Below are 24,863 nucleotides of genomic sequence, written 5' to 3'. Positions count from 1 at the left end.
CCATCCGTCACCCCCGTCATCACCGGCTTGTCGTGCGCCGGTATTCTCATGGTATGTTTTGGTATCATGGCGAGGTGAACGGGGGGCGTCCACCCATTTTCTGGTACGATCGTCTATCCCGTTGCGCGTGCAATGGATTGGCGGGTCAGTGCGCCATGCCCAGCGCCAGCAGGCCGATGATCCAGATCAGCAAGACGGCCGCCGCCATCACCGAGACGACCAGCGTCATCAGCAGACCCGATACCGGACCCAGGCGATAGGCGCCGCGAATCTGGAGGAAGAGATGCACCGGAAAGGCGAGCATCAGCAGCGCCACGCCCGGCAGATGCGCCAGCTTCGTCCACAGGATCATCACGACCATCAGCAGGCTGACGAAGCTGAGCGAATAGGTGACGAACACCGCATGGTCGAACATCGCCAGCCCGCGCTTCCACAGAAAGAACAGGCGCATGAACGGCATCGACAACAGGATCAGCGCCCAGGAAAATTTGTAACCGTTCGCCTCCATCTTGAAGAGGAGGAATTCGGGATCGCGAACGGCATGGACGATCTTGGCATCCAGCGATTTCCAGCCGGTGATGACCTGTTCCTGATGTTCACCCGGACCGGAATGGGTTTCGTTTCCGGCGCCCAGCGTCATGGCGCTGGCGGTGAAGTCCATGCCTTGCTTCTGGTCGACCAGCTCCGCCCGTTCCTTATCGAGCAGGGCGGTGTCACGTTTGGCGGCGACGGCCGCGGCGCGATCGCGGTCGATCGCCGCGATACGCCGGTCGACCTTGGCGACCTCGGCGCGCAGCTCGGTTGCGGCCTCCTGCGTGCCGGGCGCATGGAAGGTCGCGAAGCCCCCGAGGGCCGAATAGGCGATGTACAGTAGGAAGACACTGAACAGATAGAGCGCCAGCGGGGACAGGAAACGCCGTCGCTCTCCCGCGATATAGCGACGGGTCAGTTCCCCCGGCCTGGTGACCAGCATCGCCATCGTCCGCCACACCTGTCCCTCGATATGCAGGACACCATGGCTGAAATCATGCCACCATGCGCCCAGCGTGCGGTGGATGTGCGACGACTGGCCGCAGGCGTGGCAATAATGGCCGACCAGCGCCGTGCCGCAATTCAGGCAGGCCCTTGCCTCTTCCCCCCGCATTTCTTCCCCCCGCATCTTACCCCCTTGTCGATGCAAACCCCGTTGACGAGACACGATAATTCGCGGCCCGACGCAAGGCGAAAGATCGCGGCGGCGGTCAGGCTTGCGCCGACAGGCGGGTGTCGACCAGATCGAGTTCGCGACCCAGCCGCTGCGCCGTCTCGGACCCGATCGCCCGCGTGTTGAGCAGCTCGAACACGACCCGCCGCTCGGCCCGGATCGCGGCCAGCCGCATCCGCCTTTCGACATCCTCCAGTCGCTTGGCATCGGGATCGATATCACCCTCCAGCGTGTCGATCCGGCTGCGATAGCCGTCCATCAGGCGCGAGGCGATCTCGACATATTGGTCGGCATCGTCGCGGCCCTCGGCCATTTCGTGCTGGAGCCGCTCCAGTTCGGCGATGGCGGCCTTGGCGGCGGCGACGCGGGTATGGTCCAGTTCGCTCATGCCGTCCTGCACGGGCAGGGCGAGGCCGCGCAGCAGCAGCGGCAGGGTCAGGCTGGCGATGACCAGCGAGGACAGGATGACGCCGCACGCCAGGAAGATCACCAGGTCGCGCGCCGGAAAGGGCGTGCCGTCGCCCAGCGTCAGCGGCAGGGTCAGTGCGCCCGCCAGCGTGATCGCGCCGCGCGCGCCCGCCACCGACATGGCGGTGATGACCCGGCGCGGCGGGCTGGTCCGGCCCGGCGTCCCGCGCTGCCGGAACAGGGTCAGGCGCAGCGCGACCCAGGTCCAGGCGAAGCGAAGCGCCCCCAACCCGGCGACGATCGCCAGCACATAGAGGCCCAGCCACCATAAGGAGTCATGCCCGGTCAGCATCACCGTGTCGCGCGCGCCCGCGAACACCTGCGGCAACTGCTCGCCCAGCAGCACGAAGATGATGCCGTTCAGCGTGAATTGCAGCATGTCCCACACCGCCTGCCGCCGAATGCGGGTAGCGGCCTTCGCCCCCGACGAGACATTGGTGAAGGACATGGCGATACCCGCCGCCGCCGCCGCCAGCACGCCCGAGCTTTCGACATGTTCGGCGACCAGATAGGCGGCAAACGGGATCAGCAGGCTGACCAGGATGTTCGAGCCGCTGTCGTCGCCGAACCGCCGCGCGAACAGGCTTTTGGCTGTGATCGTGCCCCAGGCGATGGCGACGCCCAGCCCGACGCCCGACACCGCCATCCACACGAAGGTCAGCCCGGCATTCGTCAGCGAAAAGGCCCCGGTCAGCGCGGCGGCGACGGCGAAGCGCAGGCAGACCAGACCCGAGGCGTCGTTCAGCAGCGACTCCCCCTCCAGGATGTGCATCATCCGCTTCGGGATCGGCACCTTCTGCGCGATGGCGGACACCGCGATCGGGTCGGTCGGCGACACCACGGCGGCCAGCGCGAAGGCGACCGCATAGGGCATGGCGGGGATCATCCAGTGGATGAACAGCCCCATGCCCAGCACCGTCAGGAACACCAGCCCCAGCGCCAGCCCCAGGATCGCCCCCGCGTCGCGAAACAACTCGTCCTTCGGAATGCGCCAGCCGTCGAGGAACAGCAGCGGCGGCACGAAGAGCAGGAAAAAGATTTCGGGATCGAGTTCGACCCTGATCTGCGCGATCCCGCCGATCACCGCGCCGAGCGCGATCTGGACGAGCGGGCGGGGCAGCGCCGAGGGCAGCAGGCGGGATACGACCCCGCTCAACACCACGGCGAAAAGCAAGAACAGGCTGAGCGTGACGATGTCCAATCGGGGACCTTTCGGGTGCAGCGGTTGGAGTGGCCATGGCGACGAGCGGCACGACCGGCATATCAGCGACAGGCGAGGGGCAAGGCCGACACGAATCGCGCGAAGCCCGATCATGACATGTAGGGGAAGGGGCGTTCAACCCGTTAAACGGGTTTTATGGGGTGATCTGCGTGTAGCCCGCTCCTCCCCGGCACGGGGAGGGGGACTGCCGCGAAGCGGTGGTGGAGGGGGGATGGCCGCAGGGGGTGACCTCTGCGGAAGCCCCCCTCCGTCAGGCCTGCGGCCTGCGACCTCCCCTTGCAGGGGAGGAAAAAGCTCATGCCGCCGCCCTCAGGTCGCGGCCGATCGGGGCGAGAGCGGAAAGGAACTGCTCCGCGCTGGCCCGCCACGAGAAGCCCTGACCATAGGCGGCGCACGCGCCCCGATCGAGCGTCAGCGCTGCGGCGATGGCCCGGTCCAGCGCCTCGTCCATCACCCCGACCCCGGGGGTGAGCACATCGAGCGGCCCCTGGACCGGCTGGGCGGCGACGGGCGTTCCGCAGGCCAGCGCCTCGATCATCACCAGCCCGAACGTGTCGGTGCGGCTGGGGAAGACGAAGACGTCCGCCGCGCGGTAGATGGCAGCCAGGTCCTCGCCGAACTTCGCGCCTAGGAAGCGGACGTCGGGATATTGCGCGGCCAGGCCTGCACGGGCCGGGCCGTCGCCGACCACTACCTTGGTGCCGGGGGTCTTTGTTTCGAGAAACGCCGCGATGTTTTTCTCGACAGCGACACGGCCCGCATAAAGCTGCACCGGGCCGGGCAGTTCCATGACCATCGCGTCACGCCGCCCCTCGGCGCGGAACAGCGCAGTATCGACGCCGCGTCCCCAATGCCGGTTCTGCGGCAGGCCATGCGCGGCCAATGTCGCGGCCACGCTGGGCGTCGAGGCCAGGATCGCGGTCGATGGCGCGTGGAACCAGCGGACATAGCGCCAGACGAATTCCGGGCTGACCGCCTTTACCCGTGCTGCGACATATTCGGGGAATTGCGTGTGATAGGCGGTGGTGAAGGGCAGGCCGTGCGACAGGCACCAGCGCCGCGCGAGCAGGCCCAGCGGCCCTTCGGTGGCGATATGCACGGCGTCCGGCTGAAACCCGCCCAGCGTCCGCCCGACCGCGCCGGGGGCCGGCAGGGCAAGGCGGATTTCGGGATAGGTGGGGCAGGGGACCGAGGCGAAGCGATCGGGCGATAGGACGCTCACCTCATGGCCCATCGCGCGCAGTTCGGCCGAGACGGATTGCAGCGTACGGACCACGCCGTTGACTTGGGGGCTCCAGGCGTCGGTGACGATCGCGATCCGCATCCGGCCTTGTCCTTCCCGATCAGGCGGCGATGGCGGCGGCGGCGATCGGCTTGCTTCGCCGCGCCTCCATCTCTTCGCCCCACTGCAGGATTTCCATCGTGCCGTCGAAATGCTCGACCAGCGCGGTGCAGCCTTCCACCCAGTCGCCGTCATTATAATAGGTGACGCCGTTGATGTCGCGGATCTCGGCAGTGTGGATATGGCCGCATACCACCCCGTCGACGCCGCGCGCGCCCGCCGCATGGGCGACGACTTCCTCGAAATGCGAGATGAAGGCGACGGCGTTCTTCACCTTGGCCTTGGCGTGCTTGGACAGCGACCAGTAGGGACGCTTCATCCACCGCCGGACGATATTGACCCAGCGGTTCACCTCCATCAGCGCGGTGTAGGCGAAGTCGCCGACATGGGCGAGCCAGCGATGCGCCAGCGTGATCGCGTCGAACTCGTCGCCGTGCAGGACCAGCAGGCGGCGACCGTCCGCTGTCTCGTGGATCGCCTTGCGACAGATGGCGATGCCGCCGAAATCCATGCCGGTGAACTGGCGGAAGATCTCGTCGTGATTGCCGGGGATATAGATGACGCGGGTGCCGCGCTTGGCGCGCTTCAACAGGCGCCAGACCACGTCATTATGCGCGGCGGGCCAGTAGAATTTCTTCTTCAGTCGCCAGCCGTCGATCATGTCACCGACCAGATACATGGTCTCGCTGTCCACATGATCCAGAAAGTCGATCAGCATCTCGGCATTGCAGCCGCGCGTGCCGAGATGGACGTCCGAGATCCAGATGGTGCGGTAACGGCGGCGTTCGTTGCCCTCCGGCTCGGGCGTCACGGGCGCGCGGGGGATGAAGTCGAGGATGGCGGCGTCTTCGTGCAACGAACCATCGATCGGAATGCTGGTGATCGGCATCGGCATAACCCCACGCTTGGCGTTGGGTATGTCATGCCTGTCATCTGTGACGTGCGCGTCGCAGATCGGTGACAGAGGCAAAGCAGTTTCGTGACGTGTCAAAGTCAGCGGTAAAGAAAAGCCCGCCGATCCTAAGATCGACGGGCTGTTGTCTTGCACGCCCCTCCCGCAAGCGGGAGGGGATGGGGGGGCAGGAATCTCACCGAGCCCAGCGCATGTGGCCTTTCCCTCCCCAAACCCCTCCCGCCTGCGGGAGGGGCTTAAGAAGGAGGGAGGATGGCTTAGAAGCGCACCGCGACCGAGGCGGCATAGGTCCGGCCGTTCTTGTAGAAGGCGGTCGGACGGTCGGGCGTCGCATTATACTGGTAATAGGTCTCGTCCAGCAGGTTCTGCGCGTTGACCGACAGCGTGATCTCCTTGGTCAGGTTCACACCTGCCGAGAAGTCGAGCTGGCTGTACGGCGCCACCATTTCGCGCGAGCCGAGACGGCCGATCGTGCGGAAATAGCTGGAGCGGTAGTTGTAGCTCAGACGCGCCTGGAAGATCCCGCTTTCGAAATAGGGGATCACGTTGACGGTGTGGCGCGACAGATAGGGCAGGTTCAGCGCCGCGCCGGTCGTGTCGACCGACGATGTCGAGCTGTCCTGGTACGAATAATTCGCCTGGATGCCGAAGCCGCCCCAGATTTCGGTCTGGCCGGAGATCAGCGCGCCATTGACCTTCGCCTTGCCGCCGTTGATCGGCTGGTTGACGTTGTACGTCGTCAGCGCACCCGCCAGCGTATTGAAATACACCGCATTGGTGCGGGTGTTGATGATATAGTTCGAGATGTCGCGACGGAACAGCTCGACCGCGACCAGCGAGCCGGCGCGCGGATACCATTCCGCGGTCAGTTCGTAATTGGTCGACTCATAGGGCTTCAGGTTCGGATTGCCGCCGCCGCCGTCGCGGGTGACGTTGTTGAGCGACAGCGACGCCGCCAGATCCTCGTAGCGCGGACGCGAGATCACCCGGGCGACCGCGCCGCGCACGATCACCTTCGGGCTGATCGAATAGGCGATGTTCACGCTGGGCAGGAACTTCAGATAGTCCGTGGTGGTGGTGGTGGGCACCGGTACCGGGTTGGGCAGGTTGCTCTGCGTCACCGCATATTGCGACTGGTCGCGGGTGTAGACCAGACGACCACCGATATTGCCGCGCAGGCCGCCCTGGTCGAAATTCGCCTGGACGTACGATGCCATGACGGTTTCGCGCACGCGGGTGGAGGCGCCGATCTTGTTGACCAGCGGGCTGTTGATCGCCTTGGACAGGATGTCGATCACTGCCTGGTCCGGCAGGTTCAGATACTGGGTCGCATTGCCCGAACCGCCGGTGCCGTCGAACACGCCGCCCGGCGTGGCGAGCGTGGTGACGCCGAACTGGTTGGCGGTCATCGACGTGGTCAGGTAGGTGTTGATGCCACGCGCATCGAGCCGGTTGACGTGATCGGTCACGCGGCTGCCCAGCAGGATCTGGGTGAACGGGCCGAACTCGACCGGAATGGTCGCGTCATAACCGCCGAAGATATCGCGGTCGGTGGTGACGCTATAGTCCAGGCCGCCGATCTGGGCGGCGCGCAGGTTCTGGCCGTTGATGACGACCGGACGGCCCTCGATCGTGGCGTCGTTGTTGTTCGGGTTGGTGAAGTAGTTGGCGGGGTTGGTCGGATCGCCGACATAGTTGACCGTCGCCGACTTCGGCCCGAACGCGTAGCTGAACGGCAGCTTGGTCTGCACGTTGAACAGATATTCGGGGTTGCGGCCGCCGGTCGCACGCGACCAGCCGCCCGCGAAGCTGACCTTCGCGCCGTCATCGCCTTCCCAATCGGCGAAGAAGTTGAGGTTGTCGGTCTTCAGCTTCGACTTGCGGACCAGCGTGTCGAGCTGCGACGACTGGTTGGTCGCGGCACCGAAGCTGGCCGAGTTGACCACGCCGTTGCTGATATTGGCGGTCTGCAGCACATTGCCGGTCCACGCACCCGGAATGGTGTACATCGACTGGCTGTAATTGTTGTAGTTGCCGTCGATGTGCAGCCCGTTCAAGGTCAGCGTCAGGTTGGGGGCCGGGCGATACTGGATCGTGCCCGACACGCTGGCGCGTTCGCGGGTCTGCTGGAAATAGGCATAGTTGATGCCGAAGGGCGACGCGGCCTTGTACAGGTCGGCGATGGAGCCGCCGGTGATCGTCGCGTTCGGGCTCTTCAGGCTCAGCGCGCCATTGGAGCAGTTGACGAACGGGCTGTTATACGGACAGGCGGTTCCGGGCGCCGCCGCGGCTGCATTGTCATAGCCGAAGAACTCGACACCGGCGCGGGTCAGCTTCTGCTTGTCATAGGTCGCGGCGACCAGGAAACCGAAATTGTCGGCTTCATTGTGCCAGCTGTACAGGCCCGATCCGCGGATATTGCCCTTTTCCGAACGGTCATTGTACGAATAACCGCCCGAGGCGAAGACCGAATTGGGCTTCAGGTCGAGCGGGCGACGGGTGCGCACGATGACCGTGCCGCCCAGGCTGCCTTCCTCGATACGCGGTTCCGGCGACTTGTAGACCTCGAGGCGATCGACCAGTTCGGGCGCGAGCAGCGAATAGTTGAAGGTCCGGCTGGACGGATCGTTGTCATTGCCGCCCCAGTCGGCCGAGGCCAGCGCATGGCCGTCGAGCAGCATGCGGTTCAGCGCCGGGTCGGTGCCGAGGATGGCGACCTTCTCGCCCTCACCGAAGCGGCGGTCGATGCTGACGCCCGGAATGTGCGACAGCGATTCCGCGACGTTGCGGTCGGGGAACTTGCCCACGTCCTCTGCGGTGATGACGTCGACGACGGCGTTGGCCTCGCGCTTGACGTTGATCGCGTTGCGCAGGCTGGACCGGATGCCGGTGACCACGACGTCACCCGTGTCGGCCTGGTCGCTGCCCGGTGCGGTCTGGGTCGGTGCGTCGGCGGACGGCGTCGCGGTCTGTGCAAAGGCGGTGCCCTGGATACCGGCCAGTGCGGTCGCCGTCAGGATCATGCCGCGGAAGCTCAACATGGTGAAATCCCCCAAAAATCTTTCGCCGCTCCACCGCGCGCGCTTTTATTGTTGTCTGGGGATGGCTGGTGGCGTCCTCCCCGGCCGGCTTTTTATATGATATGCCGGAACTACCAACTTGTAACCAAACTGACATTGGTCCGTAAACGGAAAAAATGTGACGTTCTCGTCATGAGACCATTGGGCTGGCGCATTGTCCGGCGTGCTGCTTAAATGACGCATCCGTGAAAGATCCGCGCGGCAGTGGTCCGGGCGGGCGGGGCAAATGGGCCGGGGGAAGTTCAAGATGGTCATGTCACCAGTCCGGGCCGGGGCGCCGCTGCTGGAGATTTGCGTCGATGACGCGGATGGCGTGGCGGCGGTCGTGGCGGCGGGAGCCGACCGGATCGAGCTTTGCGGCGCGCTGGCCCTGGGCGGGCTGACGCCCTCGGCGGCGCTGGTCGCTCATGCGGTGGAGTCCGGCGTGCCGGTGCATGCGATGGTGCGGCCGCGTGACGGCGATTTCCGCTATGACTGTGCCGATATGGCACTGGCCACCAAAGAAATTCGTCACATGGTGGCGATGGGCGTGGCGGGGGTCGTGGTCGGGGCGATGGCGGACGACCGGCGGCTGGACCTGGACGTGCTCGCTCGATGGCGGGAGGCAGCGGCCGGAGTGGCGATCGTGCTGCACCGGGCGATCGACCTGGTGGCGGACCCCGTCGAGGCGGTCGGACAGGCGGCGGCGCTGGGCTATGACCATATCCTGACGTCCGGCGGTGCGGCGACGGCCGAGCAGGGTGCGGAGGTCATCGCAAAGATGGTCGCGGCGGCCGATGGGCGCTTGTCCATCATCGCTGGATCCGGCGTCTCGGCGGACAATGTTGCGGCGTTGCTCGCCCGGACCGGGGTCGATGCGGTCCACGCCTCGGCCAGCATGCGCGAGGATTGGGGGGATTCGCGGGTGCTCGACATGGGTTTTGCCATGGGGCCGAGGCGTCGGACGAGTGCCGATCGCATCGCGGCAATCCGACGGAAGATAGGGGAAGGATAAAAGCCAATGTATGCCAAATATAATACCTATTGCTCGCTTGGTTCGGCTGCGATAAGCCTGTCGATGAAGCGGGGCGTGGCATGAGCGACGCCCGGGCAAAGGGGGATGGCGCGGCCATGACATTCTCGGCGCAGGTCGGCTCCTTCCGAAAGGGGAACCCCGCGCCGTTATACCTCCAGCTCCAGCAGTTGCTGCGTGATGCGATCACCAGCAATATCCTGGCCGAGGATGACGCGATCCCCGCCGAGCGCGATCTGGCGATCGAATATGACGTGTCGCGGATCACGGTGCGCAAGGCGATCGGCGGGCTGGTCGAGGAAGGGCTGCTGACGCGCAGGCGCGGCGCCGGGACCTTCGTCGCGGGTCGTGTCGAGAAGAGCTTCTCCAAACTGTCCTCCTTCTCGGAGGACATGATCGCGCGCGGTCGCACGCCGAGCAGCCAGTGGGTCAGCCGTGCGCCGGGCACCGTGACGCCGGAAGAGGCGTTGTCGCTGGGCCTGTCGCCGGGTGCGCCGGTCTATCGCTTCCAGCGTGTGCGCTTCGCCGACGAGGTGCCGATGGCGATCGAGGTGTCGACCATCGCGGGCTTTGCGCTGCCGTCGATCGAGGCGGTCGACCGGTCGCTCTATGCGGCGCTGGAGCGGACCGGCAACCGGCCGGTGCGCGCGCTTCAGCGGTTGCGCGCGGTGCCGTTCGGGGCCGATCATGCCAAGATGCTGGATGTCGATCCGGGCCATGCGGGCCTGTTGATCGAACGGCGCGGATTTCTACGCGATGGACGGGCGGTGGAATATACCCAGTCCTTCTATCGCGGCGATGCCTATGATTTCGTCGCGGAGTTAACCGATGTCTGATGTGATGACCGCCGGTAGTGCGGGGACCAGCACCCTGATGGGAGCGGAAGCGGGGGAGGCGCCGGAAGCGATCGCCCGGTTGCTCGCGCGCAATGCGCCGACCGTCAAGGCGCTGGCCGAGCGGCTGCGTGCCGCCCCGCCGCCGGTGATCATCACCATTGCGCGTGGGTCGTCGGACCACGCCGCGACCTATGGGAAATATATCCTGGAGACCAAGACCGGCGTGCCGGTCTCGTCGGCCGCTCCGTCGGTCGCGTCGATCTTCGAGACGCCGATGAAGGTGCAGGGTGCGCTGGTCATCGCCATTTCGCAGTCGGGGCGCAGCCCGGACCTGCTGGCGACGGTCGAGGCGTACCGGGCGGGCGGCGCGCATATCGTGGCGCTCGTGAACGATGAAGAGTCGCCGCTGGCGATCGGCGCGGACACCTTCCTGCCGCTGTCGGCCGGTCCGGAAAAGGCCGTCGCCGCCACCAAATCCTGCCTGACCGCGCTGGCGGGTCTGGCGCAGCTCGCCGCCGTCTGGGCAGGCGACGAGACGCTGGAGGCCGCCCTCGACGATCTGCCGGGTCAGGTCGAACAGGCGCTGGGCCTCGACTGGTCCCCGGCGGTCGAGGGGCTGCGCGAGGTCAGCCAGATGTTCGTGCTGGGACGCGGTTACGGCTATGGCGTGGCGCAGGAAGCCGCGCTGAAGCTCAAGGAAACCTGCTCGATCCAGGCCGAGCCGTTCAGTGCCGCCGAAGTGCGCCATGGCCCGATGCGCATCGTCGAGCCGGGCTATTCGGTGCTGGGCTTCGCCACCTCCGACGTGGCGGGCGAGGATGTGAAGGCGGTCGCCGACCAGTTCGCCGCGCGCGGTGCCAAGCCGTTCGTCGCGGGGCAGGGCGGTGCGCTGCCCATGGTGGCCGAGCATCCCGCGCTGGAGCCGATCGCGATGCTCGCCAGCTTCTACCGCATGGTCGAGGCGCTGGCGCTCGCCCGTGGCATGGACCCCGACTCGCCGCCGCATCTGCAGAAAGTGACCCGCACGCTATGACCCGCTTCCGTTTCGTCAACGGCCATGTCGCGACTTCGGGCGGCGTCCTGCAGGGTGCGGAGATCACCGTCGACGGCGATCGCATCGCCTCGATCGGTTCGGTCGAAGGTTCGGCCGACACGATCGACCTGAACGGCGGCTGGGTCGTGCCCGGCTATATCGATACGCAGGTCAATGGCGGCGGCGGCGTGCTGTTCAACGACCGGCTGGACGTGGATGGCATTGCGGCCATGGCGGCGGCGCACGCTGTCTATGGCACCACCGCGATGCTGCCGACCCTGGTCAGCGAGACGCCCGACAAGATCGCCCGCGCGCTCGACGCGATCGACGAGGCGATCGAGGCCCGGGTGCCTGGCATCGTCGGCATCCATGTCGAGGGGCCGGTGCTGAACCCCGCGCGCAAGGGCATCCACGACCCGACGCGCTTCCGCGATCTGGACGAGGAGATGCTCGCCGTCCTCACCCGCCCGCGCAAGGGCAAGGTCATGCTGACCATCGCGCCCGAGCGGGTGCCGGTCCCCACCATCCGCCGTCTGGCGGAGGCGGGCGTGCTGGTGAGCGCGGGGCATAGCGAAGCCAGCTACGAACAGGCTGTCGAGGCGTTCGGCGCGGGCGTCGTCGGCGTCACGCACCTCTATAACGCGATGCCCGCCATGCAGCAGCGCGTACCGGGTCTGGCGGGCGCGACGCTGGACGATCCGCGTCCGTATAGCGGTCTCATCATCGACGGCTTCCACGTCTCCGCGCCGATGTTGCGGCTGGCGGTGAAGGCGCGGCCGTTCGAGAAGCTGATGCTCGTCACCGATGCCATGTCGTCGGTCGGCGCGGTGGAGAAGGACTTCGTCCTGCACGGCCGTCATATCGACGTGTCGGGCGGCAAGTGTACCTATGCCGACGGCACGCTGGCAGGCTCGGACCTCGACATGGGGTCGGCGGTCGCCAATGCGGTCGAGCAGCTGCGCATCACCGTCGACCAGGCGGCGGTGCTGGCCGCCACCAACCCGGCGGCGTTTCTGGGCCTGTCGCATGAGCGTGGGGCGCTGGCGACGGGATTGCGCGCCGACTGGGTGGTGCTCGACGCCGCGCTCAAGCCGGTCGAGACGCGCATCGCCGCGGCGGAGCCGGTCGCGGCATGACGGTCGCGCGCCGCGACCTTCTGCTGGGCAGTGCGGTGGTGGGGCTGGCGGGCGGCATTGCGCCGGTCCCGGCCTTCGCCGCCAGCCGCCGCCCGGCGGACGGCGCGGGCGCGCTGCCCATGCCCGAGCCGGTGGACCAGCTTCCTCCCGCTTTGCCGGTGCAGGATGCGGCCCGCGTCCTGATGGATCGCGGCTGGCTGTTCCACGAAGGCGATGTCGCGCCTGCGCCGCTCGACACGCACAACGCCACTTACCTGTCGGTCAAGGCCGGGAATGCACGCGGCGCGGCGGCGGTCGATTATGACGACAGCGACTGGCAGGCGGTCGACCTGCCGCACGACTGGGCCTCGTTCCAGCCCTTCGTCAAGACCGCCAATGTCGCGCAAGGCTATCGCCCGCGCGGGATCGGCTGGTATCGGCGCAGCTTCCGGCTGGATCCCGCCCAGCGCGGTCGCCGGATCGAGCTGGAATTCGGTGGCATCGCGACCTTCGCGACGATCTGGGTCAATGGCAGCGTCGTTTCGCACAATTTCTCCGGTTATAACGCCGTCCGCATCGACCTGACCCCGTTCGCGCGCTTCGGGGATGAAGCCAATGTCGTCGCCGTCCGTGTCGATGCGGAGGCGATGGAGGGCTGGTGGTATGAGGGCGCTGGCCTGTACCGCCATGTCTGGCTGGGCGATTATGCGCCGGTGTCGATCGCGACCGACGGCGTGCATGGCGATCCGCGCAAAGGCGCGTCCGGCTGGCATGTTCCCGTCACCGCGACGTTGACCAGCATTGTCGAGACCGACAGCCCGGTCACGGTCGAGGCGCGGCTGCTCGACCCGCAGGGCAAGGTCGTCGCGCAAGGACAGGCAAAGGCGACGGTGCCCGCGCTGGACGAAGGCAAGGCGGTGCTCGACCTGCCGGTCGCCGACCCCATGCTCTGGTCGGTCGAGCGGCCGATCCTCTACACGCTCGACGTGCGGCTGCTCCGCGACGGACAGGTGGCGGACGAGCGGCGGGTGCCGATCGGCTTCCGCACGATCCGCTTCGATGCGGCCAACGGCTTTTTTCTCAACGACCGCCCCGTCAAGCTGAAGGGCGTCTGCCTGCATCAGGATCATGCGGGCGTCGGCACTGCGATCCCCGATGCGCTGCTCGGCTGGCGGCTGGAGCGGCTGAAGGCGATGGGCTGCAATGCCATCCGGTCCAGCCATAATGCGCCGACGCCGGAACTGCTCGACTGGTGCGACCGGCTCGGCCTGCTGGTGATGAACGAGAACCGGCAGTTCAATCCCGCGCCCGAATATCGTGCGCAGCTGGAATGGCTGGTCCGGCGCGACCGCAACCACCCCAGCGTCATCCTGTGGTCGGTCTTCAACGAGGAGCCGATGCAGGGCACGCCTGCGGGCGTCGAGATGGTCAAGCGCATGGCGCACTGGGTCCGCGCGCTGGACGACAGCCGCCCGGTGACGGCGGCGATGAACGGGGCATTCTTCAATCCGATCAACGTCGCGCAGGTCGTCGATGTGACCGGGTTCAACTATTATCAGGGCGATTACGACCGCTATCACCAGCTGAACCCGGCCAAGCCGATGACCAGTTCGGAGGATACCAGCGCCTTCATGACGCGCGGCGCGTTCGAGAGCGATCCGGCCCGCCACATCGCGTCGAGCTACGACGTCGAGGCGGCGAGCTGGGGCGATACGCATCGCGGTGTCTGGAAGAAGATCGCCGAGCGCGCCTTTGTGGCGGGCGGCTTCGTCTGGACCGGCTTCGACTATCATGGCGAGCCGACGCCCTATGAATGGCCGACCATCGCCAGCTTCTTCGGTATCATGGACCTGTGCGGCTTTCCCAAGACCGCCTTCGACATCCACCGCGCCGCCTGGGTCGATGACCAGCCCGTGGTCGCCATCGCGCCGCACTGGAGCTGGCCGGGTCGCGAGGGCAAGCCGACCAAGGCCCTGGTCCTGTCCAATGCCGAGCGTGTCGTCCTTCGCCTGAACGGCAAGACGGTGGGCGAAGCCGCAGTCGACCGGCTGATGGGTAATGAGTGGACCATCCCCTACGCGCCGGGCCGGATCGAGGCGATCGCCTATCGCGGCGGTCGCGAGGTCGCGCGCGCGGCGCATGAGACGGTCGGCGCGGCCATAGCGCTGCGGCTGACCCCGGCGCGCACCGTGATGGCGGGCGATACCGAGGACGCGCAGGCGATCACCATCGATGCGGTCGACGCCAGGGGGCGTCACGTTCCGACCGCCAATCTGATGACCCGCTTCACCATCGAGGGCGGGGCGATTATCGGCGTCGGCAATGGCGATCCCAACAGCCACGAGTCCGAAAAGGGCAACCAGCGTTCGCTGTTCAACGGTCTGGCCCAGATGATTGTGCGGCCCGATACCGGGCGTGGGCGGATCGTCATCCGCGCGACGGCGGACGGGCTGAAACCGGCGACGCTGAAGCTCGACCGGCTGGGCGTGAAACCGCGTGCGCAGGTCGCGGTGATGAGCGGCGATATGGACGTGCGCGAATGGCGGCGCTCGCCGCTGCTGGCGACCAGGCCTGCGCCCGATCTCGCGCCCGCCGCGAGCGATAATAATGGCTGGGCCTTTGTCCAGGCGGGCACGCCGACCCCGGCGGAAGGGGCTGGCTGGCGTGTCTATCGTGCGGTCGTGACACCCCGGCGGGCGGTCGCGGCACGCGGCGGCGAACTGCGGCTGGCCTCGGTCGGCGGCATGGCGAGCCTGTGGGTCGATGGCCAGCTGGTCGCGGAGAAGCGCGATCCCAAACCCGGCCCCATGACCGCGCCGCTTCCGGCGGGCGCGGGCAAGCGGACCATCGCGCTGATCGTCGCGGGGATGGGCAATATCGATAGCGGCCTGCTGGGCCGGGTGACGATCGATCCGCGCTGAATGCGTCGGCGATCGCTCACGGGGAAGGAATGCAGTTTGGCGAAAGTGACGTGCGATGAGTGACCTGACCGTTTATGCGCCGCTGGCCGGCTGGGTGACGCCGCTCGCCGACGTGCCGGACCCGGTCTTCGCCGAAAAGATGCTGGGCGACGGCATGGCGATCGATCCGGTCAACGACGCGCTGTGCGCGCCCTGCGACGCGACCGTGCTGACCGTGCACGAGGCGGGCCATGCGGTCACGCTGCGCAGCACCGACGGCTATGAGCTGATCTGTCATATCGGCATCGACACCGTGTCGCTGGGCGGCAAGGGGCTGACGCCGCAGGTGCAGGCGGGCGCCAGGGTGCTGGCGGGCCAGCCGCTGATCCGCTTCGACCTCGACTATCTGGTCCAGAACGCGCCTGCCGTCGTCACGCCGATCATCGTCGCCGATGCCACCCGCTATGCCGTCGAGCCGATCGCCAAGGGGCTGGTGGCGGTCGGTGATCCGCTGTTGCGTGTCGTGCCGCTGGGCGGTGAGGCGGAGGTTGGCGACACCGGCGGCGAAACGCTGATCGAAGAAACGGTCGTCGCGCTCTCGCACGGCCTGCACGCCCGCCCCGCCGCGCGGCTGGTCGAGGCGGTGCGGCGTCACGATGCGCGCGTGACCCTGTATCATGGCGACCGCCATGCTTCGGCGCTGAGCGCGGTCGGCCTGCTGGGGCTGGGTCTGGGCCATGGCACAACGGTTCGGATCGAGGCGAGCGGGGCGCAGGCCGCCGCCGCCCTGGCCGAGGTCATCACCTTCCTGAACGACGCCACGCCCGAGGAAACGCCGGTGGACGTGCCCGAGCCGGTACGCGGCGAGGGGCCGGGGCTGGGCGGTGTCCCCGCCGCGCCGGGCCTTGCGGTCGGGCCGATCCACCGTCTGGCCCGCGCCGCCATTCCGGTCGAGACGCTGGCGGGGACGGGCGAGGAAGAGCGCGCGCGCCTGAACGGGGCGCTCGATACGGTGCGCGAGGGGCTGGCGCAGGCCGCCGCCGCCGGTGGCGCACGTGGCGGCGTGATGGCGGCGCACGGCGCGATGCTGGCCGACCCGACGCTGACCGACGCCGCGCTGGCTGCGATAGGCCGGGGGCTGAGTGCAGGCGTGGCGTGGCAGGAAGCAATCACCGAACAGGTCGCGGTCCTGCTGTCGAGCGGCGACCGTCGTATTGCCGAGCGCGCCGAAGATCTGCGCGATCTTGAACGCCATGTCCTCGCGGCACTTGCGGGCCTGCCCATCGAAGGGCCGAGCGTCCCCAAGGGTGCGATCCTGGTCGCCGAGGATCTGCTGCCCAGCCAGGTCGCCGCGCTCGACGCGGCCGTCGTGGCGGGCATCGCGCTGGTCAAGGGCGGGCCGACCTCGCACGCCGCGATTTTGGCGGCGGGCATGGGCCTGCCCATGGCGGTCGCGTTCGGCGAGCCGCTGGCCGCGCTGGAGGATGGCCGGGTGATCGTGCTCGACGCCGATCGCGGCCTGATCGATCCCGAACCCGATGCCGAGGCGCAAAGCGAGGCGCGCGACACCATCGCCCGCCGCAAGGCCGAGATGGAGGCCGCCCGCGCCGCGCAGGGACCCTGCCGCATGGCCGATGGCACCCGGATCGAGATGTTCGCCAATCTGGGCTCGGTCGCCGATGCCGAGGCGGCGGTGGCCGAGGGCGCGGAGGGCTGCGGCCTGCTGCGCACCGAATTCCTGTTCCTGGAGCGAGAGACCGCGCCGACTCGTGACGAGCAGGCCCGCGATTACCAGGCGATCGCCGATGCGCTGGGCGACCGGCCGATGATCGTCCGGCTGCTCGATGTCGGCGGCGACAAGCCCGCGCCCTATATGGACCTGCCCGTCGAGGAGAATCCGGCGCTCGGCCTGCGCGGCATCCGCGTGTCGCTCGCCGATCCGCAGCTGCTGGAGGATCAGGTCGGCGCCATCCTGGCGGTGCGCCAGCCGTGCCGGATCATGGCGCCGATGATCGCCAGCCTGTCCGAGCTGGAGGCGGTGCGCGCAGTCGTCGACCGGCACGGTCGCGAGGCGGAGGTCGGGGTCATGATCGAAACCCCGGCGGCCGCGATTTCCGCCGATATTCTCGCGCGTAAGGCGGACTTCTTCTCGATCGGCACGAACGATTTGACCCAATATACGCTGGCCATGGATCGCGGCAACGCGGCGGTGGCGGCGGGGGTCGACGGGCTTCATCCGGCGGTGCTTCGCCTGATCGGCACGACCTGCGACGGCGCGGCCAGGCATGACACGCCGGTCGGTGTCTGCGGCTCGCTCGCCGCCGATCGTCTGGCGGTGCCGATCCTGCTCGGCCTGGGCGTCACCGAATTGTCGGTGCCCCCGGCGCGGGTGGCGGCGATCAAGGCATTGGTCGGCAAGCTCGACATGGTGAAATGCCGTGCCGCCGCGATTGCCGCGCTGGCGCTTCCCTCGGCGGCGGCGGTCCGCGCGCACATCACGACTATGCTTCAGGAGATCGGCGCATGAGCTCGCCCATGGCCACCATCCAATCGCTCGGCCGGGCGCTCATGCTGCCCATCGCGGTGCTGCCGGTCGCGGGCCTGTTGCTGCGGCTGGGCCAGCCCGACATGCTGAACATCGCCTTCATGGCGAATGCGGGCAATGCGATCTTCGACAATCTGGGCCTGTTGTTCGCGGTCGGCGTCGCCACCGCCTTTGCCCGTGACGGCAATGGCGCGGCGGCGCTGGCGGGCATCACCTGCTATCTCGTCACCATCAAGGGTGCCGAAACGCTGATCGTGCCGCCCGCCGGGACCGGGGGCGGGCTGGCCAAGGATATCGCCGCGACCGTCGAGGCAGCGTGGCGGACCAAGTCGGTCCATCGTTTCGACGTGCCGGTCGGCATCGTCGCGGGGTTGATCGGCGGCAATTTCTACAACCGCTTCGCCACCATCAAGATGCCGGAATATCTGGCCTTTTTCGGTGGTCGTCGCTTCGTGCCGATCATCTCTGGCATTGCGGGCCTGGGGCTGGCGGCGTTGCTGGGTATCGCTTTCGGGCCGGTCAATGCGGGCATCGACGCCCTCAGCCAGGGCATCGTCCAGGCGGGCGGGCTGGGGCTGTTCGCCTTTGGCGTGCTGAACCGCCTGCTGGTCGTTACCGGCCTGCATCACATCCTGAACACCGTCGCCTATTTCGTGGTCGGCGATTATCAGGGCAAGACGGGCGACCTGACCCGCTTCTTCGCGGGCGATCCGACCGCGGGCGCGTTCATGAGCGGCTTCTTCCCCGTCATGATGTTCGGCCTGCCCGCCGCGTGTCTGGCCATGTATCATGAGGCACTGCCGGAGCGGAAGAAGGCGGTCGGCGGCATGCTGTTCAGCCTGGCGCTGATGTCGTTCCTGACCGGCGTGACCGAGCCGATCGAGTTCAGCTTCATGTTCCTGGCGCCGGTCCTCTATGCCTTCCACGCCGTCCTGACCGGCCTTTCGGAAGCACTGATGAACGCGCTGGGCGTGCGGCTGGGCTATACCTTCTCGGCCGGTCTGTTCGACTATGTCATCAATTTCGGCAAGGCGACCAAGCCGCTGATGCTGCTGCCGATCGGCGCGGCCTATGCGCTGATCTATTACGGCGTGTTCCGCTTCGCGATCCGCCGCTGGAACCTGCAGACGCCGGGCCGTGAACTCGAGGCGGCGGCAGAGGGCGAGGCGACCGAGATCGCGGGCGGACGCGGCGCCTCCTTCGTCGCGGCGATGGGCGGCAGCGCGAACCTCAGCGAGATCGCGGCCTGCACCACCCGCCTGCGCCTGATCGTGGTCGATCCGGCCCGGGTCGACGAACCTGCGCTCAAGCGGCTCGGCGCGCGGGGTATCCTTCGTCCCTCGGCCAGCGGCGTTCAGGTCGTACTGGGTCCGATTGCCGACGCCGTGGCGATGGAAATGCGCGCGGCCGTCGAATCCGGGCCGATCGCCGCCACCGCTCGTACGGCGGCGCCAGTGACGGCCGCGCCGGTCCAGACGGTGACCGCCACGGCGCTGACCAGTCTGCCGGATATACTCGTCCGGGCGATGGGTGGCGCGGACAATATCGTTTCGGCCAGCCACCATGCCGGACGGTGGCGCGTCGTACTTGCCGATCCGGGGCGTCAGGCCGGAACGACGCCGGACGAGGCTCGGGCGATCGCAAAGGTCGCGCCCGACATCGTCCACATCCTGGTTGATTAAATTGCTGTCATTCTGGTGTTAATCATATTGCCGCCTGAAGCGCAGCCTATATAGCCGCGCGTAACGGTTTATGAAACGGATAACGGTCGCGCTTGGACGATGACCGAGACGGAGGGAATTGTTGGTCAGCGAACCGTCAGAAGCCTTGGACGATAAGCGGCTCTACCGCGCCCCGGCGCTGGAAAAAGGGCTCGATATCTTGGAGCTGCTGGCCGCCGAGGACTTTCCCTTGACGATGAGCGCGATCGTCACCCGTCTCGGCCGGTCGACGGGCGAGCTGTTCCGCATGATCCAGGTTCTGGAACATCGCGGCTATGTCGCGCAGGGGCCGGACGGCTATGTCATGACGTCGCGCCTGTTCCATCTTGGGTTGAAGCGTCCGCCGGTGCGCAGCCTGATGGAACAGGCGTTGCCGGAGATGCGGATGCTGTCCGACCGTATCGGCCAGTCCTGCTACCTTGCCATTCCCTCCGGCGCGGCGTCGTCGGTCATCGCGCGGATGGAGGCCAATACCTCGGTCGGCTTTTCGGTGCGTGTCGGTTATCGCCGCCCCATCCATGAAACTCCGTCGGGTCATGTACTCTACGCCTTCCAGTCCGATCAGACCCGGACCGAATGGGACGACCTGTTCGATCCGCCTCTGTCGGATCAGCGTCGTGCGGAATTGATCGCGACGACCGAAGAAATTCGTGGTCAGGGCTTTGCGCGGGCGGACAGTGCCGAACTGCCCGGCATGGTCGAACTGGCCGTGCCGATCATGCGTGGGGACCGCGCCGTCGCCGTACTGACCGTGCCCTTCATCCGCATCACCGATGCGACGGTGGATGTCGACCAGGCGCTGGCGACGCTGCGCGCAACGGCGACGCGCATTTCCGAACAACTGATCGGTAACGACGCCCGTATCTGATGGCCGTATCCGGCGGCGGCGTGATCCCGACTTGTCGCGCCGCATCTTCGCGGCGATAGGGCCGCTCCCCGATTGAACAAATCCGACGAGCCGGACTTTAGAACCGATCGTCGGACCACCAACGCGTGTGATCGATCGGACAGGTACGGGGGACCATCAGTTGCTGTTGAAATATTACAAGGGATCGTTTCTGTTCACAACGCTCTGTCTGGCCATCGCGGCCTGGCTGGGCTTTCAAAGCACGGGGACGGTCCCCGGCACGCTCGGCATCCTGTGGATCGTGCTGGTTCTCGGCGTGCTGGAAGTGTCGCTGTCCTTCGACAATGCGGTCGTCAATGCGACCGTCCTGCGCGACATGGACGACAAATGGCGCCACCGCTTCCTGACCTGGGGCATCGTCATCGCCGTGTTCGGGATGCGCATCGTCTTCCCGCTGGCCATCGTCGCGATCGCCGCGCATCTGGGACCGATCGAGGCGGTGAAGCTCGCGGCGGGGGATCCGGTTCGCTACGAACAGATCATCACCTCGGCCCATGTCGGCATTTCGGGCTTTGGCGGCAGTTTCCTGGCCATGGTCGGCCTGAACTTCTTCCTCGACGACGAAAAGGAGGAGCATTGGCTGCCCGTTATCGAACGCCCGCTGGCCGCGCTGCGTGACATTTCGGGGCTGGCGACCGGCATCGTCCTGCTGGCGCTCTATGCCATTTCGCGCTTCATCCCGGCAGAAGAAGCGATGACCTTCATCATCTCGGGCATCTTCGGGCTGCTGACCTATATCGCGGTCCATGCCATTGGCGTTTTGCTGGGCAGCGACGGCGATGCCGCGACGGGGGCGGCCGCGCGATCGGGCTTTGCGGCTTTCCTGTATCTGGAAGTGCTCGACGCCAGCTTCTCGTTCGACGGGGTGATCGGCGCGTTCGCGCTGTCGAACAACCTGTTCATCATCGCGCTGGGCCTGGGCATCGGGGCGATGTTCGTCCGTTCGATGACGATCATGCTGGTCGATCACGGCACGCTCGCGCAATATCGCTATCTGGAGCACGGGGCCTTCTACGCCATCGTCGCACTGGCGACGATCATGCTGTTGTCGGTGCGCTTCCACATTCCGGAGACGATCACGGGGCTGATCGGTGCGACGCTGATCGGCCTGTCCTTCTGGGCATCGGTCCGCAGCAACCGCAAGGAGCCGCAGGACCCGTCGCATGGCGGCGATCCCGTGCGCGCGGCGGGCAAGCCGATCGGCGACTGAGGCGGCGATCGTGTCGGGTGCGGAACACTTTGCCCATGCGGGGGATTTCTCTTCCGAACGCTGGGCGAGGGATAGGTCATGTCGGTTTCCGCAATCGATACGCGACGGCAGCAGAGGCGCACCGACGACGGGCGGTGCCTGACGGAATTATTCCTGAAAGGGCGGGGCCGGGACACCATGACGGCCGATGACGTCGCGATGCTGGAGGACAGTATCGAGGAGGTTCGCGCCATCCCCGCCCGCACTATCGTCATCCGTCGGGACGAGCGGGTCCGTTACAGCAGCCTGCTGTTGGAAGGCGTGATGTGCCGGTATATGGACGACCGGCAGGGCAACCGCCAGATCGTCGCCTTTCACGTCCCCGGCGATTTCGTCGACCTGCACGGCTTCGCCATGCGCCATCTGGACCATGACGTCGCCACGCTGACCCCAGTACGGGTCGCGCTGGCAGGGCATGACCGGCTGGAACGGATCGTCGCGGACTATCCCCGGCTGACCCGATTGCTGTGGTTCTCGACGCTGCTCGACGCGGCGATGCACCGGGAATGGGTGTTCCGGCTTGGGCGGCTGGAGGCGGATGGGCGCGTCGCGCATCTGTTCTGCGAGCTTCACGCACGGCTGGCCATGGTCGATCTGGTTCGCGACGGCGTATTCCGTTTCCCGGTGACGCAGATCGATCTGGCCGAGGCGGCGGGGATCACGCCGGTCCACCTCAATCGTGTCCTTCGCTCCCTGCGCGAGCGGGGACTGATGACCTTCCGCAGCGGTGAGGCGCACATCCTCGACCTCGACATGCTGGCGGCGCTGGCCGATTTCGATCCCGGCTATCTCTATGGCGGCGGCCCGACCCTGGAGAAGCAGGGCGCATGACCCCGCTCGGTGATCCCGGCGGCCCCTATCACGGCGTCCATGATGATGCGGGCGTGGCGACCGCCGAGTGCGGGATCGTGATGCTGGACGGGCCGAATGGCGTGGCGGTGGCGATGACGCCTGCCGCCGCACGCGCCACCGGCGAAGGGCTGGTGGCGGCGGCCAGACTGGCGGAGGCGCAAGGAAGCGAGGGGTAGGTCACAAGGCTTTACCCGCCGAAACACGGGCTTATGGTGATGACGCGCGTTTCATGACCGGGAGTTCACATTGCGTCATCTGTCCCTCGCCGCCGCTCTGGCGACTCTGTTGAGCACGTCCGCGATGGCGTCTCCGCCCCAGGCCGTACAGGCCCCCGCCGCCAATCCGCTGATCGCGCCCTGGACCGGCCCCTATGGCGGGGTGCCGCCCTGGGACAAGGTGAAGCCCGAACTTTTCCCGTCCGCCTTCGAGGCGGCGCTGGCCGAGCGTCGTGCCGAATATGATCGCATCGCCAACAACCCGGCCAGGCCGAGCTTCGCCAACACCTTTGTGCCGATGCAGAATGCCGGGCAGACGCTGAATCGCGTGATGACGTTGTTCGGGGTGATGACGGGCAACATGAACACGCCCGCCTATCAGGCGCTGGACCGCGAATGGTCGCCCAAGCTGTCCAAGGCGTCGGACGAAATCACCTTCAACCCCAAGCTGTTTGCGCGGATCGAGGCGATCTACAAGGCGCGTGATACGTCCGGCCTGGACGCGCAGCAGAAGCGGCTGGTCACGCGCACCTATGACAGCTTCGTGCGGCAGGGCGCGAAGCTGACGCCCGCGCAGAAGGAGGAGCTGTCCGCCTTCAACCAGAATCTCGCGATCAACTTCAGCGAATTCTCGCAGCGGCTGCTGGCCGATGAGGGCACCGCAATCATCGTCACCGACGAGGCGCGGCTGGCGGGCCTGCCCGATAGCGTGAAGGCGGTGGCCAAGGCCGCCGCCGCCGAGCGCGGGCAGCAGGGCTGGGCGATCGTCAACACCCGCTCGGCGGTCGATCCGGTACTGACCTTCGCCACGGACCGGGCGCTTCGCGAGCAGGTGTGGCGCGCCTTCACCAAGCGCGGCGACAATGGCGATATCAACGATACCAAGGCGACCATCGCCCGCATCGTCCGCCTGCGTGCCAACCGCGCGCATCTGCTGGGCTTCAAGACCCATGCCGACTGGCGGATGCAGGACACGATGGCCAAGACCCCGGCCGCCGCGATGGACCTGATGATGCGCGTCTGGCCCGCCGCCAAGGCGCGCGTCGCCGAGGAGGTCCGCGACATGCAGGCCATTGCAGATAAGGAAGGGGCGAAGATCACGATCGCGCCCTGGGACTATCGCTTTTATCAGGAGAAGGTTCGCAAGAGCCGCTACGACCTCGACCAGGCCGAGCTGAAGCCCTATTTCGAGCTGAACAATATCATCCAGGGTTCGCTCTATGCAGCGAACCGCCTCTACGGGCTGGAGTTCAAGGAGATCACCGGCACGGTCCCGGTGTTCGAGCCGAACATGCGCGTCTGGCATGTCACCCGCAACGGCAAGGAAGTCGGCCTTTTCTATCGCGACGATTTCGCGCGGACGGGCAAGCGTTCGGGCGCTTGGGCGAACACCTATCGCGGCCAGCGCAACCTGCCGCCGGTGCAGAATGTCCTGTCGTCGAACAACAACAATTTCGCCAAGGGCGCGAAGGGCGAGCCGGTCCTCATCAGCCTGGACGATGCCGAGACGCTGTTCCACGAATTCGGCCACGCGATCCACGCGATGCTCCAGAACGTCACCTATCCGGGGCTGGCGGGCACGCCGCGCGACTTTGTGGAATATCCCAGCCAGGTGAACGAGCATTGGCTGCTGACCCGCGACGTGCTGGACAAATACGCCCGCCACTACAAGACCGGCCAGCCCATGCCGCAGGCGCTGCTCGACAAGATCGAGGCGTCGGAGACGTTCAACCAAGGTTTCGCGACGACCGAATATCTGTCCTCGGCAATCGTCGACATGAAGCTGCACACCATCCCCGACGGGGTGGTCGATCCGGCGGCGTTCGAGGCGACGACGCTGCGCGAGATCGGGATGCCGAAGGAGCTGGTGATGCGGCACCGCCTGCCGCAGTTCAATCACCTGTTCTCGTCGGACAGCTATTCGGCGGGTTACTACAGCTATCTCTGGTCGGAGACGATGGACGCCGACACCTTCGCCGCGTTCGAGGAGGCGGGGAGCCCGTGGGACAAGGCGACGGCGGATCGCTTTGCGCGGATCCTGTTGTCGACGGGGAATGAGACGGACCGCGCGGAGGCGTATCGCGCGTTCAGGGGGCGTGACCCGGATGTCAACGCGCTGCTGAAACAGCGCGGCTTTCCGACAAAGTAGCCCCTAGAGGGGGATGACATGGCGTTGATCTGAGCCTTGCCCCTCCCCTTCAGGGGAGGGGTTGGGGTGGGGCCTCACCACAGGCCCAGCTTATGCGGAA

The 24,863-nt window shown here is 66.7% G+C and carries 17 protein-coding genes; 12 read left to right on the top strand and 5 right to left on the bottom strand.

Features of this window, described 5'->3' with window-relative positions:
* Positions 1-145: 145 nt before the first annotated feature.
* The 5 genes from SP5_RS01945 to SP5_RS01925 form a co-directional block, all read right to left on the bottom strand.
* Positions 146-1,159: a DUF3667 domain-containing protein gene (locus tag SP5_RS01945; protein WP_084220523.1), complete on the bottom strand. Its 1,014-nt coding sequence runs from the start codon at positions 1,157-1,159 to the stop codon at positions 146-148.
* Between the two features lie 82 nt (positions 1,160-1,241).
* Positions 1,242-2,873, bottom strand: coding sequence for a Na+/H+ antiporter (locus tag SP5_RS01940; protein ID WP_042483326.1), 1,632 nt, complete (start codon positions 2,871-2,873; stop codon positions 1,242-1,244).
* Between the two features lie 316 nt (positions 2,874-3,189).
* Positions 3,190-4,218 (bottom strand): glycosyltransferase family 4 protein, encoded by a 1,029-nt coding sequence (locus SP5_RS01935; RefSeq protein ID WP_042483323.1) that lies wholly within the window; start codon positions 4,216-4,218, stop codon positions 3,190-3,192.
* A 19-nt stretch (positions 4,219-4,237) separates the two neighbouring features.
* Complete coding sequence (locus SP5_RS01930; RefSeq protein WP_157013545.1) at positions 4,238-5,125, bottom strand: UDP-2,3-diacylglucosamine diphosphatase; 888 nt, start codon at positions 5,123-5,125, stop codon at positions 4,238-4,240.
* 281 nt (positions 5,126-5,406) lie between these two features.
* The gene (locus SP5_RS01925; protein ID WP_042483320.1) at positions 5,407-8,190 is read right to left on the bottom strand and encodes a TonB-dependent receptor; all 2,784 of its coding nucleotides are present in this window, start codon (positions 8,188-8,190) and stop codon (positions 5,407-5,409) included.
* Positions 8,191-8,476: 286 nt separating this feature from the next.
* Between SP5_RS01925 and SP5_RS01920 the strand changes: the two genes are divergently transcribed.
* The 12 genes from SP5_RS01920 (at position 8,477) to SP5_RS01865 (ending at position 24,763) form a co-directional block, all read left to right on the top strand.
* A complete protein-coding gene (locus SP5_RS01920; RefSeq protein ID WP_157013544.1) occupies positions 8,477-9,223 on the top strand; it encodes a copper homeostasis protein CutC in 747 nt (248 codons plus the stop codon).
* 116 nt (positions 9,224-9,339) lie between these two features.
* Entirely contained in the window at positions 9,340-10,077 is a 738-nt protein-coding gene (locus SP5_RS01915; protein ID WP_042483397.1) for a GntR family transcriptional regulator, read from the top strand.
* Complete coding sequence (locus tag SP5_RS01910; RefSeq protein WP_042483317.1) at positions 10,070-11,110, top strand: SIS domain-containing protein; 1,041 nt, start codon at positions 10,070-10,072, stop codon at positions 11,108-11,110. Before SP5_RS01915 ends, SP5_RS01910 begins: the two co-directional genes overlap by 8 nt.
* Positions 11,107-12,246 (top strand): N-acetylglucosamine-6-phosphate deacetylase, encoded by a 1,140-nt coding sequence (nagA, locus tag SP5_RS01905; RefSeq protein ID WP_042483313.1) that lies wholly within the window; start codon positions 11,107-11,109, stop codon positions 12,244-12,246. The genes SP5_RS01910 and nagA overlap by 4 nt, the downstream gene beginning before the upstream one ends.
* Positions 12,243-15,146: a beta-galactosidase GalA gene (gene galA / locus SP5_RS01900; protein ID WP_042483310.1), complete on the top strand. Its 2,904-nt coding sequence runs from the start codon at positions 12,243-12,245 to the stop codon at positions 15,144-15,146. Before nagA ends, galA begins: the two co-directional genes overlap by 4 nt.
* Positions 15,147-15,201: 55 nt before the next feature.
* The gene (gene ptsP / locus SP5_RS01895) at positions 15,202-17,652 is read left to right on the top strand and encodes a phosphoenolpyruvate--protein phosphotransferase (RefSeq protein WP_042483307.1); all 2,451 of its coding nucleotides are present in this window, start codon (positions 15,202-15,204) and stop codon (positions 17,650-17,652) included.
* Complete coding sequence (gene nagE / locus SP5_RS01890) at positions 17,649-19,352, top strand: N-acetylglucosamine-specific PTS transporter subunit IIBC (protein WP_174435495.1); 1,704 nt, start codon at positions 17,649-17,651, stop codon at positions 19,350-19,352. Before ptsP ends, nagE begins: the two co-directional genes overlap by 4 nt.
* Before the next feature lie 145 nt (positions 19,353-19,497).
* Positions 19,498-20,259: an IclR family transcriptional regulator gene (locus tag SP5_RS01885; protein ID WP_245613367.1), complete on the top strand. Its 762-nt coding sequence runs from the start codon at positions 19,498-19,500 to the stop codon at positions 20,257-20,259.
* Between the two features lie 163 nt (positions 20,260-20,422).
* Entirely contained in the window at positions 20,423-21,508 is a 1,086-nt protein-coding gene (locus tag SP5_RS01880; protein ID WP_042483387.1) for a DUF475 domain-containing protein, read from the top strand.
* A 177-nt stretch (positions 21,509-21,685) separates the two neighbouring features.
* Positions 21,686-22,378, top strand: coding sequence for a Crp/Fnr family transcriptional regulator (locus SP5_RS01875; RefSeq protein ID WP_042483305.1), 693 nt, complete (start codon positions 21,686-21,688; stop codon positions 22,376-22,378).
* Positions 22,375-22,575, top strand: a complete 201-nt coding sequence (locus tag SP5_RS01870; protein WP_042483303.1) for a hypothetical protein — start codon at positions 22,375-22,377, stop codon at positions 22,573-22,575. The genes SP5_RS01875 and SP5_RS01870 overlap by 4 nt, the downstream gene beginning before the upstream one ends.
* Positions 22,576-22,645: 70 nt before the next feature.
* Positions 22,646-24,763: a M3 family metallopeptidase gene (locus SP5_RS01865; protein WP_042483301.1), complete on the top strand. Its 2,118-nt coding sequence runs from the start codon at positions 22,646-22,648 to the stop codon at positions 24,761-24,763.
* Positions 24,764-24,863 lie beyond the last annotated feature (100 nt).

Origin of the sequence: Sphingomonas parapaucimobilis NBRC 15100 (assembly GCF_000787715.1) — a bacterium.
GTDB lineage: Bacteria > Pseudomonadota > Alphaproteobacteria > Sphingomonadales > Sphingomonadaceae > Sphingomonas > Sphingomonas parapaucimobilis.
The sequence above is the reverse complement of the archived record's forward strand: the minus strand, read 5'-3'. Positions and strand labels throughout refer to the sequence as shown.